General features: G+C 41.0%; 11 protein-coding genes and 1 pseudogene. 4 read left to right on the top strand and 8 right to left on the bottom strand.

Going from position 1 to position 13,771, the window contains the following annotated elements; all coding sequences use genetic code 11:
- The first annotated feature begins 4 nt into the window (after nucleotides 1-4).
- Nucleotides 5-1,519, top strand: a complete 1,515-nt coding sequence (locus tag PGX00_RS07840) for a SpoVR family protein (protein ID WP_272134276.1) — start codon at nucleotides 5-7, stop codon at nucleotides 1,517-1,519.
- A gap of 70 nt (nucleotides 1,520-1,589) precedes the next feature.
- Here PGX00_RS07840 and kdsB read toward each other — a convergent pair whose 3' ends face one another.
- From kdsB to PGX00_RS07810, 6 genes are read right to left on the bottom strand one after another with little or no spacing between them, the layout of a single operon-like run.
- On the bottom strand, nucleotides 1,590-2,345 hold the full coding sequence (gene kdsB, locus PGX00_RS07835) for a 3-deoxy-manno-octulosonate cytidylyltransferase (protein ID WP_272134274.1): 756 nt from the start codon (nucleotides 2,343-2,345) through the stop codon (nucleotides 1,590-1,592).
- On the bottom strand, nucleotides 2,345-2,524 hold the full coding sequence (locus PGX00_RS07830; RefSeq protein ID WP_272134272.1) for a Trm112 family protein: 180 nt from the start codon (nucleotides 2,522-2,524) through the stop codon (nucleotides 2,345-2,347). Before PGX00_RS07830 ends, kdsB begins: the two co-directional genes overlap by 1 nt.
- Entirely contained in the window at nucleotides 2,505-3,512 is a 1,008-nt protein-coding gene (lpxK, locus tag PGX00_RS07825; protein WP_272134270.1) for a tetraacyldisaccharide 4'-kinase, read from the bottom strand. Before lpxK ends, PGX00_RS07830 begins: the two co-directional genes overlap by 20 nt.
- Nucleotides 3,513-3,517: 5 nt before the next feature.
- Entirely contained in the window at nucleotides 3,518-5,269 is a 1,752-nt protein-coding gene (msbA, locus tag PGX00_RS07820) for a lipid A ABC transporter ATP-binding protein/permease MsbA (RefSeq protein ID WP_272134268.1), read from the bottom strand.
- Nucleotides 5,270-5,301: 32 nt separating this feature from the next.
- Entirely contained in the window at nucleotides 5,302-6,264 is a 963-nt protein-coding gene (locus tag PGX00_RS07815) for a DNA internalization-related competence protein ComEC/Rec2 (RefSeq protein ID WP_272134266.1), read from the bottom strand.
- Nucleotides 6,265-6,271: 7 nt separating this feature from the next.
- Nucleotides 6,272-7,513 carry a ComEC/Rec2 family competence protein gene (locus PGX00_RS07810; protein WP_272134264.1) on the bottom strand — a complete coding sequence of 414 codons (1,242 nt, stop codon included), beginning with the start codon at nucleotides 7,511-7,513 and terminating at the stop codon, nucleotides 6,272-6,274.
- A 50-nt stretch (nucleotides 7,514-7,563) separates the two neighbouring features.
- On the opposite strand from PGX00_RS07810, the gene PGX00_RS07805 reads away from it, so the two are divergent.
- Complete coding sequence (locus PGX00_RS07805) at nucleotides 7,564-8,073, top strand: DUF2062 domain-containing protein (RefSeq protein ID WP_272137981.1); 510 nt, start codon at nucleotides 7,564-7,566, stop codon at nucleotides 8,071-8,073.
- Nucleotides 8,074-8,530: 457 nt separating this feature from the next.
- Here the strand turns inward: PGX00_RS07805 and lolE are convergent, their stop codons facing one another.
- Nucleotides 8,531-9,778, bottom strand: a complete 1,248-nt coding sequence (gene lolE, locus PGX00_RS07800; RefSeq protein WP_272134262.1) for a lipoprotein-releasing ABC transporter permease subunit LolE — start codon at nucleotides 9,776-9,778, stop codon at nucleotides 8,531-8,533.
- 1 nt (nucleotide 9,779) lies between these two features.
- Nucleotides 9,780-10,513: pseudogene (gene lolD / locus PGX00_RS07795) on the bottom strand (lipoprotein-releasing ABC transporter ATP-binding protein LolD).
- 315 nt (nucleotides 10,514-10,828) lie between these two features.
- Between lolD and PGX00_RS07790 the strand changes: the two are divergent.
- Nucleotides 10,829-11,761: a TAXI family TRAP transporter solute-binding subunit gene (locus PGX00_RS07790; protein WP_272134260.1), complete on the top strand. Its 933-nt coding sequence runs from the start codon at nucleotides 10,829-10,831 to the stop codon at nucleotides 11,759-11,761.
- A gap of 92 nt (nucleotides 11,762-11,853) precedes the next feature.
- Entirely contained in the window at nucleotides 11,854-13,743 is a 1,890-nt protein-coding gene (locus tag PGX00_RS07785) for a TRAP transporter permease (RefSeq protein ID WP_272134258.1), read from the top strand.
- Nucleotides 13,744-13,771: the final 28 nt, after the last annotated feature.

The following is a 13,771-nucleotide window of genomic DNA, read 5'->3' as shown; positions in this document are numbered from 1 at the left end:
TGCAATGACAAAGAACAAAAACGATAAGATGTTGCCAGACGGCCCAGACTGGACGTTCGATTTACTCGAGACATATCACCAAGAAATAAAACGAGTTGCAGAACATTACCGATTGGATACTTATCCAAATCAAATTGAGGTAATTACCTCTGAACAGATGATGGATGCGTACTCCAGTATTGGAATGCCAATTAACTATCATCACTGGTCATTTGGTAAAAAATTCATTCAGACTGAGCAAAATTACAAACACGGTCAGATGGGGTTAGCTTATGAAATAGTCATAAACTCTGACCCATGTATCGCTTATTTAATGGAAGAAAACAGTGTCACTATGCAAGCCTTGGTTATGGCCCATGCTTGCTATGGGCATAACTCGTTTTTTAAAGGCAATTATCTATTTCAAACATGGACAGATGCCAGTTCCATTATTGATTACCTGCTGTTTGCAAGAAACTATATTACGGAATGCGAAGAAAAACATGGCGTGAATGAAGTAGAAAAAACTCTCGACTCTTGCCACGCATTAATGAATTTTGGCGTAGACAGATATAAGCGACCAGAAAAAATATCCATTGCCGAAGAAACCATCCGTCAGCAAGAGCGTGAAGCCTACTTACAATCACAAGTCAATGATTTATGGCGTACTGTCCCGAAAACCAAACAGATTTCAGAAGAAGAAAAGCTACGTTTTCCATCTGAACCACAAGAAAACTTGCTCTATTTCATTGAAAAAAACGCCCCGTTGTTAGAGCCTTGGCAACGAGAAGTCGTTAGAATCGTTAGAAAAGTGAGCCAATACTTTTACCCGCAAAAACAAACACAAGTAATGAACGAAGGTTGGGCTACTTTTTGGCATTATACTATTCTTAACCATCTATACGATGAAGGCTTGGTATCAGACAAATTTATTCTTGAGTTTCTTCACAGCCACACCAACGTAGTTGCACAACCACCTTATAACAGCCCTTATTACAGCGGAATCAATCCATATGCTCTGGGTTTTGCGATGTTTCAAGATATTCGACGAATTTGTGAGTCTCCTACTGAAGAAGATAAAGAATGGTTTCCTGACCTTGCTGGGTCTGATTGGTTGGAATCTTTACACTTTGCAATGCATAATTTTAAAGACGAAAGCTTCATTAGCCAGTACCTTTCCCCAAAAGTAATTCGAGACTTTAAACTTTTTTCTGTACTCGATGACGACCGAAAGAATTTTATAGAGGTTAGTCATATTCATGATGACCTTGGTTATAGGAAGATAAGAGAAAAACTAGCGGCACAGTACAACTTAAGTAACATAGAGCCCAATATTCAAGTATGGAATGTTGACGTGCGAGGTGATCGTTCTATGACGCTTCAATATATTCCGCAAGATAGAGTTCCTCTAGCAGATGGGCACGATGAAGTACTTAAGCACATGTATCGATTATGGGGATTTGATGTTGTTTTAGAGGAACTGACTGAAACGGGTCGACGAAATATTATAAGCTCTTGCCCTCACAAAGGAGAGCCTTAAGACAGATGAAGTCACTATTTAAACTCATCATCTTCACGAAAGTAAAGATGATGAGCTTTACTGTCGGCTGCTAAAAATTCGAAACGATATCCCGAACTTTCTGCAAGTCTTCTGGTGTATCTACACCCGCTGATGGAGATTCAAGAGCAACATCTACATGAATTTTTTCACCATACCAAAGTACTCTAAGTTGTTCTAAACACTCAACTTTTTCTAGCGCACTAGGTTGCCAGTTAATATACGTATTGATAAATCCAGCGCGATAGGCATAAATCCCTATGTGTCGTAGCAGTGCTTGTTCCACCGATTTAGGGCTCGTTGCGAAATTATCGCGATCCCAAGGAATAGAGGCTCGACTGAAATAAAGAGCAAAGCCTTTCTCGTCTCTCACCACTTTTACGGCATTGGGGTTAAACACCTCATCCTCGTCGATAATTTCAACCGCTAACGTAGCCATAGGTGCGTCGCTATTTTTCGCTAAATTATCAGCTACTTGTTTAATAATACTCGGAGGAATTAACGGTTCATCACCTTGAACATTAACAATAATATGATTTTTATCGATGCCCATTTTGTCTATCACTTCGGCTAAACGCTCAGTTCCAGATTCATGGTTCGGTGAAGTCATACAAACTTGAGCACCAAATTCATGCGCTTTGGCTTCTACACGTTTATCATCTGTCGCGATAATGACCTGTTCAGCACCAGATTTTAGTGACTGCTCATAAACCCATTGAATCATAGGTTTACCACCAATATCAGCCAACGGTTTTCCGGGCAAACGACTAGATTGATACCTAGCAGGAATGACAACAGTAAATGACATTATCTACCCTCTTCTACTTCCATTTCACGAGCTTCTAGCTCTAACAAAACAGGAATACCTTCCTTTATTGGGTATGCCAATCGATCAAACTTGCAAATCAACTCCTGATTTGCAGCATCAAAAATAAGCTTGCCTTTACATATTGGGCAAGCAACAATCTCAAGCAGACGGTGATCCATACTCATTCCTAACATTTATTATTTTATCTAGTATTTGTTTTTCTTCTTGCTGACTAAAACAAGCAGTAACCGGGAGGTACCACCAATTCTCTTTGGCGTACGAAGAACACTTAACTGCATCTTTCTCAGTCATAATCATATTGGAGCCAAACTGTTGCAGTTCAAACAATTCTGACTCTTTAAAATCCTGATGGTCTATAAACCCTCGCGTCTTCACTACATCGGCACCAAGAGAGTGTAATGTTTTGAAAAAACGATGAGGATTGCCAATAGCGGCAAAGGCAACCAATTTATCCAGCTCTGTCACCATTCTTTCTTCACCAGTGACTAAATTTTTAGCAAATCCAGGTGATAATGTCATCGCCATTTCGCCTTCATGGACTTGCCCTCCATTGTTTATCACAAAGTCGACATTGTCTAACCGCTCTAAGCCTTCTCTTAACGGACCGAGTGGTATGAAAGATTCATTACCGAATCGACGTTGGCCGTCAACGACAACAAACTCAATATCTCGAGCCAACGCGTAATGTTGCAAACCATCATCCGCAATAACAATGTCAATGCCACTATCGATGAGTTTCTTTACTGCATTTGAACGGACCGGGTCAACGACAACAGGCACACCTGTCCGTCTAAAAATCAGTTTTGGCTCGTCACCACACTCTTTCGTTGATGTTGTGTCGTTAACAATAAGAGGATATTGCTTTGCTTTGCCGCCATACCCTCGAGACACAACCGCTGGTTTAAGCCCTAATTCTTGTAGTTTTTCAACCAACCAAATCACAACAGGTGTTTTGCCATTTCCACCAGCCGTGATATTCCCAACCACTACAATTGGAAAAGGTGACCGGTAACTCTCCGAGTTATTCTGGAGAAAGCTATCTCTACGGGAACTGGCTACCCACTTGAATATCTTACTTAGTGGCCATAATATCGGCCATAGAATCAGGCCGAGAAAATGGTTCTCAAACCATATTTTCTCAATCATGGTAGCTAATCGCCAAACTGAATTCGATGAAGTTGAGCATAAGCACCATCTCTCTTAATTAACTCTTCGTGCGAACCGCGTTCGATTATTTCACCTTCGTCCACGACAAGGATTTGGTCTGCACCTTCGATAGTTGACAACCTATGTGCAATCACTAATACGGTTTTGTCTTTTTGTAGCTCTTCTAAAGCCGCTTGAATGGCTTTTTCAGATTCAGTGTCCAGTGCGGATGTTGCTTCATCTAAGATTAATACCGGAGCATCACGCAACAAAGCTCGTGCGATCGCAATTCGCTGTCTCTGACCACCTGAAAGACTCGCACCATTCTCACCAATCACTGTATCTAAACCGTCTTTCGTCGTATTGATGAACTCCATGGCATGGGCGAGCTTGGCCGCCTTTTCGATTTCTTCGCGACTAAACTCAGATTCCGCTGCGTAGGCGATGTTATTAGCTATCGTATCATTGAACAGATGCACATTTTGAGAAACCAAAGCAAACTGAGTACGTAAGTTTTCTAAGGTATAACCTTGAATGTCATAGCCATCTAGTTTAATAGAGCCCTCATCTACATCATAAAATCGAGTAAATAGGTTTGCGATAGTGCTTTTACCCGATCCAGAACGTCCTACAAGTGCAACGGTTTTACCAACTGGGATTTCAAAGTTGATCTTATTCAGCGCCGGTTTTTCCTTACCTTGATAGGTAAAAGAAACGTCTTCTACAGAAACAAGTCCTTCTGCGCGTGTAACCTCACGCGTACCTTTATCTTCTTCTGGCTCAAGGTCCATTAGAGTAAATAGTGTCTGGCTAGCTGCCATACCACGTTGGAATTCTGATGTTACATTCGTCAGTGCTTTCAATGGTCTCATCATGCCAAACATTGCAGAAAACACGACACCAAAAGTACCTGGTGTTAATTCGCTACGAATCGAATCAATACTAGCTAGGTACAATACAACGACAATAGCAATAGAGGCGATGAGCTGAATCACTGGGTTAGCCATAGCCTGAGCCACAACTAACTTCATAGTTTGTTGGCGCATTGAATTACTGACCTGATCAAAACGCTGTTTTTCTATCTCTTGGCCGCCGTAACTGAGGACAACTTTATGCCCTTTAAGCATCTGCTCTGAAGAAGTAGACACTACGCCCATCGCAGTTTGCATGTTCTTTGAAATTTTACGAAATCGCTTTGATACTATACCGATAGCTATCGCCACAAGAGGGGCGACGAGGAGTAATACAACAGAGAGTTGCCAGCTATTCCAGAACATTAGAGCCAACAGTCCAATAATACTAACACCTTCACGAACAATACTTACCAGCGCCTTACTTGTCGCTGCCGATACTTGTTCTGAGTCATAAGTAATACGGGATAATAACGCACCAGTAGATTCGCGGTCGAAAAAGGAGACAGGCATATGCATGAAATGGTTGAACAACTTTCGACGTATATTCATCACGACGTTACCCGATACCCAACTCAAACAGTAGTCAGAGACAAAACCACTTAATCCACGAATGATCATCACACCCACAATGATCAATGGAAGCACTTTTAAAAAGTCAGATTTTACATCACCAAAACCTTCATCAAGAAGTGGCTTTAATAATGAGATCATATAGGTATCAGAAATCGCATTTATTGCTAACGCAAAAACAGCGACGATAAGACCAGATTTGTAATTTCGAATATACGCCCACAAACGCTTAAAGGTTTGTAGTGTCGTCTCATCATGTATATCAGCAGACATAGGAACACATTGTTTTTAAGATAATTAACCTATTATTCTACTCCCTTACGCAGAATCTTCCTATACCAAGAGAGTGATTGTCTATTCCGGATATTCATTATTTGCCAGCCATTTCGTGAAAAATCGATTGATATTTGTCCATCGCTTCCAGTATCTAGCCATTTAATATTTCTAGTCATGTATTTATTGACGACTATTTCACTAGGTAGATCCCACTGATTACCTTTTGCAACGGAAGCTATTGCCACTTTCGGATCCACTGCATTAAGAAAATAATCCGTTGAAGAGCTTCTACTGCCATGATGAGGGACAAGTAAAATATCCGATCGAATTTCATCACCTTTTTTGGCCAACAATAGTTCACCTATCGCTTCAATATCTCCGGTTAATAAAATGCTAGAAACACCATCGGTCACCCTAATAACGCAAGAATGCGGGTTATACGCTCTCTTAACTAATTTAGGTGGCCAAACAGCCGATAAAGTAAGCCCATTCCAATTCAGCATCGTTTTATCAACACAAGGGGAATAGCCAGAAATTCGCTGGCTACTCAATTTACTAATGGGTGTAAAGTGTTGTTCTATATACTCTCTACCGCCAGCATGGTCTGAATCCGAGTGGCTTAAAATTAGCAAACCTACGTCATCTACTCCTCTATAGCGTAAAACAGGGGCGATGACCATTTCAGCCATACTACCTGTCTCCCACTTTACACCTGTATCGTACAAAATATGCTGGTTACCTTTTCGTATCAGTACAGCTAGTCCATGCCCAACATCTAGAATGGAAACTTGCCATGAGGAGTTAGGATGAATGTCCACTGTTTGAATAATAAATAGAACCGATAATCCAACAATAATTTGCTGTTCTCTTTTAAGTAAAGGCCTAAGAAACATAAAGACAACCAAAGCGAAAACTTGCAATAGGTTAATCCGATCAATATTAATCCAACTATCACTAGAGAACTGAATTGCCCAGTAAATTGGCTCTAACAATTTATCGCTAAGGTTCCAAAAAATGAAGCCATGTTTGGCAAAATAACAGTAGTAAGAAGCGCAATAAATAGAAGGGGGACGATAATAAAACTAAATATTGGAAGAAACACGAAATTATAAAGGCTAGAGGAAAGGCTAAAACCCGAAAAAAATATCCTGTCACTGGTAGCATAATCATACTCAATGTTAGCTGCATGATTGCTGTTTTTTTCAACCAACCTGATTGAGAAAACCTTTTATAACTGGATAAAATATAGAGACAAGACACCGCCAAAAACGTCAGAGAAAAACTCACTGAAAGCAGTGAAAAAGGATCGACTATCAAAATCCCACTAGCGGTTAGTATCAATGTCTGCCACACACTTAAATGTATTCTTACGTGAGAAAACAGACCTAACATGCAACACATAATCAAAGCACGTAACGTAGGAATACTAAAGCCTGCCAACCATGAATAGGTCGCAGCAAATAACAAAGCAAACACGAGAGGAGCACTGTACCAATTGTGGAAAATCAACCTGATTGCGTTACCTACTTTCCACCCAATGAGGTAGGCAATCCCTATATGCAATCCTGAAATAGCAATAAGGTGGATTAATCCACTTTCCTTTAATTGCTGCCATTGCGCATTAGAAATTTCATTGCGATTACCGAAGCTTAATGCCAGTAACATCGCTTTGTTAGACAAAGTATCTAAATGACCATCTACTGTCTGATAAAGTTTGAGTCGAACAGAGTGGGATTTTTCTAATAGTTCAGCAGCGTCAACATTCTTTAATATCGCCTTTGCATGCCAGCCTTGACTGATATAGTATTTTTCTTGATCAAAACCAGCTTCGTTAAGACGGCCAAATACGGGTTTAACTTTCACAAAAAGCTTCCAACGCTCACCTAAACGAAAATTTGTCCCTTCTGGCGCAACTAGTTTTATGTTTGGTCGAATAAAAAACGGGATGTTTTGCTCATTTATTGACTCCAAACTAACCAAGTATTCACTACCTCTAGATATTTTCTTAAAAAAGCTGTCAACTCGTACATTTATGGTAATATCATTGCCGAAATGAAATACCGTTTCTACTTTCATCTGAAACAGATGACTGTGAAAAGAGACTAAACTAAATGCCAATAAAAAGCCTCTTACCCAACCAAGTAACGGTATCCGATAACTGACAACAATGATGATACACATCACGACTAAACTTTGTACGGCTAATGGAAATGGCCAATATGGAAAAGTTAACGTCGTCACAACAAAACAAATTATATTCCAGTGGTAGCAATAGAGAGTCATTAGTCATCATGCCAAGAAAGTTCATACAGCGCTTCATGCCAGATCACCAAGTTATTAAGCGCCAAAAGGCGTTAAAAATATTTGGCAACGTGCTTTATAATCCAAATTTGTGGTGCCTCAATCGACGCTCTGCTTCCGGCGCATTTGCGTTGGGGCTTTTTATGGCTTTTGTTCCATTACCTAGCCAAATGATCATGTCGGCAGGAATGGCTATAATGCTTGGTGTAAATTTGCCACTATCCGTGGCGTTAGTATGGGTGAGCAACCCAATCACAATGCCCATCATGTTTTATTTTTGTTATAAAGTAGGTGCACAGATCATGCATATACCTCCTCAAGGTTTTCACTTCGAACTGTCTTGGGATTACCTACTTAACCAAATGAGCACAATTGGCCCCCCTTTCCTTTTAGGTTGTTTAGTTTGCGGGTTAATCGCGGCTGCTGTTGGTTATTTTGGCATACGCGGTTTATGGCGATATTCCGTTGTTCGAAGCTGGCAACAAAGAAAATCAAGATAATCGTTTCGGCATAAAACACCCTTACTTAAAGTTAGGCCTTCGAGGCAGTTTTGATTAAAATTTGCAAAACACATGTAATTTAAAATCGATTGTTGAAGCTCATTCCAATCTCTCTCTTTTCTTTCTTTTAAATATTCTCCATTCCACTAAATAACTTATCAGATGAATTGTATTCAATGGAGCAGACATCAAAGGTCATTTAGTGCGTTTTCTATGCGAATAAGCACGTATTGAACAGTCTGTATAGTCGAATTGATGTGTGTCACTTAACTAATGGAATCGGTATAAATTGATTTTGCGTTCCTGAAAGTGACGAGATACTGTGAGGTATTTGAATAGCGTGTTTACGGGCGCGATAGACGTGGCGATGAGGTTTACGTTAATGAGAGTTAAGCGTTCTATAATGGCAAAAAAAACAACCACCTACAACGCAGGTGGCTTCAAACATTTCAATCTATTATTTAGCGCTTAAGACTCTGGCAGGGTTCATTTGGCTTGCTTTTTTAGCCGGGTACCAGGTCGCAAGTAAGCTAAGTACAATCGCGGTGCCAGAGACAATCAATACATCCGTACTTTCAACCTGAGAAGGTAAAAAATCCACAAAATAAATATCACCAGATAAGAACTGTTGGCCTAATAGTGTTTCCACTCCTTTTATTAAGTAAGTGAGGTTAAGCGCAACAAGCACCCCTATCACACTCCCAACAAGACTACCCAAAACACCAGATAATACGCCAAGCCAAATAAAGATTCTACGAACTAACCCATCTGACGCGCCCATCGTTCTCAAGATGGCTATTTCTGACGCCCTGTCTTTTACCGCCATCATTAAGGTGGAGACAATATTAAAGCAAGCAACACCGATAACTAGAACCATAACTAAATACATAATCGTTCGAACCAATTGAATATCACGATATAGGAAGCCATATTTCTGCTTCCAGCTCTTAAGATATACATAGGATTCTAATTGGTTTCCGATTTGTCTAACGTACAGCGGTGCATTGAAAACATCTGTCGTTCTAATCGACACTCCCGTTACGGCATCACCAAGTCGCGCATACTCTTGGGCGTCTTTAAGTGGGATAAGAGCTAAAGCGTGATCAATTTGTCCACCTAGAGTCAATAACCCAGCCACCTTTACTCTCACTCGCCTTGGGGCTTGAACCTTGTTAATCGATGAATTTATAACTGGAATCAACAAAGTCAGTGAATCCCCTTGCTTTAAACCGAGGTTATCTGCGATACCTTTCCCCAACACCACCTGGCTCTCTCCAGCTCTAAATTTCGTCCATACGCTGTTAGGAATAAAATCCGTTAGATTTGAGACTTCAGACTCTAGGTCAGGATCAACGCCACGAACTTCGATAGCTTTTATATTCTGCGCCCGCTCGGCCAGCGCAGTAAAACGAACATAAGGTGCCGCGGCACTCACTTTTTCATGCGAGTTAGCTTGCTCTATCACTTTTTGCCACTCTAGTATTTCACCTTTTACCCCTTCAAACTCGCCATGGGCAACAACTGATAGTACGCGGTTTTTCAACTCTCTTTCAAAACCATTCATTGCAGAAAGACCAATAATGATCACCGCCACACCCACAGCAATACCAATCGTCGATGATACTGAAATAAAAGAAACCATTTTATTTCGTTGCTTGCCACCACTAAAGCGGCGACCAATAAAGAAAGAAAGTGAACCAAACAAATTACACCTCCGTTTCTTGTTGAACTATCGTGTTATTGACCACTTTGCTATTTAACAACAAACCATCTTGCATGTGCAGTTGTTTGTCCATTTTGCCGGCTAACTCGCCATCATGAGTGACCACTAAAAACGCCGTCCCAGACTCTTGATTCAATTGACGCATCAAATCATAAATTGCTAATGCCGTTTTATGATCAAGATTACCCGTGGGTTCATCGGCCAAAACCAGATCTGGCTTATTGACCAATGCTCTTGCTATTGCAACACGCTGTCTTTCTCCCCAGAGAGCTCAGAGGGGCGGTGCGCAACCCGATGAGATAACCCGACCTTATCGAGTAATGCGGCCGCTTTTTCTTTGGCAACCTCTGTTTTTTCACCACCAATCAATAGTGGCATTGCGACATTCTCAAGAGCGGAAAAGTCCGCAAGTAGATGGTGAAATTGATACACAAATCCAATGTGTTGATTGCGTATTTTAGCTTGTTTGTTAGCACTCAAGCTCGCCAAGTTTTGACCTAAAAATTCGACAGAACCTTGGGTTGCGTCGTCAAGTGCGCCCAAAATATGTAAAAGTGTGCTTTTTCCAGAACCAGACGTTCCTATTATTGAAATTAGTTCCCCTTTTTGCATTGAGAAACTCACTCCCTTTAAGACTTCGGTTTCCATGGAGCCTTCGCGATAGGTTTTGCTAATTGATTGACATTGTAAAAGATAATTCACATCTGATTTAGGCATAGTTGACCCAGTTAAAACAACATGTTACGAAATATATTAGCACGAGGAGATTATTAATAACTCTAATAGCAAAGGTGCAGATATAGAAGAACGTCTAGTGTAAGCCAATCTTACTCAGTGTGAAAGATGAGAGCAGCATGTAGCGAACATTTTCAGTCACAAAACCTAAAACAGTAGCTACTCGCTTACCCCTTTAAAAACAATATGCACATAAACACACATAGACTAAAGTCCAATAAGGAAAATAGGGGTTGTCGGTATAAGCTGTTTCATGTACGTTTTGCTATAAGTTATTTAAACAAAAGGAAATGTTAAATGATAACAATCAATAAGAAGGTTCTTACCCTTGTCGCGTCAGGCATACTTTCATTTTCTGCATTGGCAGAAAATTATACCATTGGCACAGGAAGCCAAAGCGGCACTTACTATCCATTGGGTGGGACACTAGCAAAAATTTGGGGTGAAACGATTCCAGACTTCAATATGCGCGCTGAAGTTACTGCTGGTTCGGTAGAGAATAGTATTAAAGTTGCAACATCTAAACAATTAGCTGGTATTGCAATGGGTAGCGTGGTGCAAAAAGCACATGAAGGTGTAAAGCCATTCCCTAAACAGATGGACGTTGCCGTTGTTTCAGCTCTTTATCCTAATGTCGTCCACTTTATGGTTCCTGCTGATTCAGATATCACGAACATTGAAGATCTCAAAGGCAAGAAAGTATCTTTAGGTGCACCTGGTTCTGGCACACGTACAAGCGCCATTGGTATTTTGACCGCATTAGGTATTGATGAAAGTGAATTAAAATCTCAAAGCCTAAATTACACAGCAACAACGTCCGCTTTAGCGAATGGACAAATTGATGCTGGCGTTATTGTCGGTAGTCTTGGTGTAGGTGCGGTAACAGAACTCGCCCTAACTCGAGATATTCGCGTACTTTCATTCACTGCAGACCAACTTGCAGCCGTATCGCAAGCCATACCATCTTTCCAACCACTAGACATCCCTGCGAATAGTTACAACAACGTACCTGCTTTTAATACGCCCGCTGTTTGGAACGTACTTGTTGTAAATAAAAATGCCGATGAAAAATTGGTTTATGAAATGACGAAGTCTATGTTTGAGAATATTGATCAAGTTCGCCAAGCTATCAAGGTGACTCAGTACACAACACTAGAAAATATGCATCGCCTAGGTGGCGTACCAATTCACTCTGGTGCGCAAAAATATTTTGATGAGCAAACTAAATAATTTCTTATTGTAACAACGTTTATATACACGGCCCTTGTTAATTAAGCCGTGTATATAGCAGGCTAGTTTTGTATAAAAGAATGGAGTTTTTTATGCGTCAGGCTTTATCCATTCAGCAGTCTCTTATCGAACTTCTTATGAAAATAGCCGCATTCGCGGCTATAGCTTTATCTGTATTTCAGATTTGGCAAGGGATCTCTGCTGATATTTCAGCGCCAGTATTTCGCCCAATACATCTTAGTTGGGTGATGATTTTAGTTTTTCTTACTCACCCAATTATTTCCAATAAACATAACCCTATTCTGTATATAGCGGGACGTGGACTAGATCTAATTTGCTGTGTAATGGCTATTTGGGCTACATGGCGAATCGCTGTATTCGATTATGATGATATTACGTTTTTATTAGAGGGCATAGTCGGCTACGACAAGCTCGCTGGCTGTATCACGATAGTTCTCCTATTAGAAGCCACACGTCGAACTGTTGGGTTTGTGATGGTGGCCATCGCTTTGATTTTCCTAGGTTACGCAATGTATGGCAACTTGTTACCCGACCAGTTCGCCAGTAATGGTTTCCCATTAGAAGATATCATCCGATTTCATATCTATTCGACAAACGGCGTATTTGGTGCTCCTCTTGCTATCGCTGCTGGTGTGGTGTTTATTTTTGTGCTCTTCGGTGCCTTTTTACAAGTTACCGGTGCTGGTAAATTTTTTATCGATAGTGCCTTTGCTGTTGCTGGTAAATACCGAGGTGGGCCAGCAAAGGCAAGTGTCATTGCTTCGGCGGCTTTAGGTTCTATATCAGGATCAGCTATAGCGAATACAGTCACAACTGGTTCCTTGACTATCCCAATGATGAAGAAACTCGGTTATAAACCAGAGCAAGCTGCAGGTATAGAAGCTGCCGCCTCGACAGGTGGGCAGATAATGCCACCAGTAATGGGTGCAGGTGCATTTGTAATGGCACAATTTACCGGTATTCCATATAGTGAAATTTTGCTGGTTTCTATCATGCCAGCCATTCTTTACTTCGCTTGTACCTTGTTATATGTGCACATCATGGCATGTAAACTCGGCCTTAAAGGGATGGATAGCGTAGAGCAGATCAAAGTAGTCATGGAGCGAGGTTGGCACTTTCTGGTTCCGTTGATATTGATCACTGCGTTGTTATTAATGAGCTATTCACCTGTATTGGTTGGTATCGCAGGCTGCGCAGCCATATTGATTGCATCCTTATGTAGAAAACACAGTCGAATCTCATTGGCAACCTTCTTTGAAGGGATGAAACAAGGCGCTTTACTTGCCCTACCAATCTCACTTGCTTGTGGTACGGCTGGTATAGTCGTGGGCGTTGTAGGCCAAACAGGCATTGGTCTTCAATTTACTCAATTCTTGATTGCTCTTTCTGGTGGTCATCTCTTTGCAGCCATGGCATTAATTGCACTGGCGGCGGTTATTCTAGGCATGGGATTACCTGTTACTGCAGCCTATATTGTTTTGTCCATAATGGCCGTTCCTACCCTGTTGGATTTCGGCATCAGCATGTTAGCTGCTCACATGATAGTGTTTTGGCTATCCCAAACCTCTAATGTAACGCCTCCCATCGCGTTAGCCGCCTTTGCTGGCGCTGGTATTGCAAAAGCTTCACCTATGAAGTCTGCGGTTCAAGCATTTAAATTGGCACAAGGTTTCTTCCTTATTCCATTGATGATGGCGTTTTCAGGATTAATCTTTGATAGCAGTCAAGTGATGGCATTTGGGGTTGCAACCATAAGCACTATTGCTTTGGTTGTCGCTTTTGCAGGAAGCATTGAGGGCTTCTTTGTAGATTATCTAACCAAAGTCGAGCGTTTAGTTTGGCTGGCGCTTGCTATCGGCATCGCTTTGGGAGGAAGCATGATTTCTACAGCATGTATCATAGGTTTGGTTTTCGTGGTCTTAGTGAATGTCCGCAAAGCTAAGGTAATGACAACCGCCTAGTTCTGTTATCTAGTAACGCGAATAACTA

It is taken from the genome of Vibrio algarum (genome assembly GCF_028204155.1).
Lineage (GTDB): Bacteria > Pseudomonadota > Gammaproteobacteria > Enterobacterales > Vibrionaceae > Vibrio > Vibrio algarum.
Note: the sequence above shows the minus strand (reverse complement) of the source record. Positions and strands in the feature narration are given on the sequence as shown.

Excerpts from the sequence above, each read along its gene's own strand:
- kdsB (WP_272134274.1), bottom strand. The coding sequence starts at position 2,345 with ATGTCATTTACTGTTGTCATTCCTGCTAGGTATCAATCTAGTCGTTTG.
- PGX00_RS07840 (WP_272134276.1), top strand. The coding sequence starts at position 5 with ATGACAAAGAACAAAAACGATAAGATGTTGCCAGACGGCCCAGACTGG.
- PGX00_RS07790 (WP_272134260.1), top strand. The coding sequence starts at position 10,829 with ATGATAACAATCAATAAGAAGGTTCTTACCCTTGTCGCGTCAGGCATA.
- PGX00_RS07830 (WP_272134272.1), bottom strand. The coding sequence starts at position 2,524 with ATGGATCACCGTCTGCTTGAGATTGTTGCTTGCCCAATATGTAAAGGC.
- lpxK (WP_272134270.1), bottom strand. The coding sequence starts at position 3,512 with ATGATTGAGAAAATATGGTTTGAGAACCATTTTCTCGGCCTGATTCTA.
- msbA (WP_272134268.1), bottom strand. The coding sequence starts at position 5,269 with ATGTCTGCTGATATACATGATGAGACGACACTACAAACCTTTAAGCGT.
- PGX00_RS07785 (WP_272134258.1), top strand. The coding sequence starts at position 11,854 with ATGCGTCAGGCTTTATCCATTCAGCAGTCTCTTATCGAACTTCTTATG.
- PGX00_RS07805 (WP_272137981.1), top strand. The coding sequence starts at position 7,564 with ATGCCAAGAAAGTTCATACAGCGCTTCATGCCAGATCACCAAGTTATT.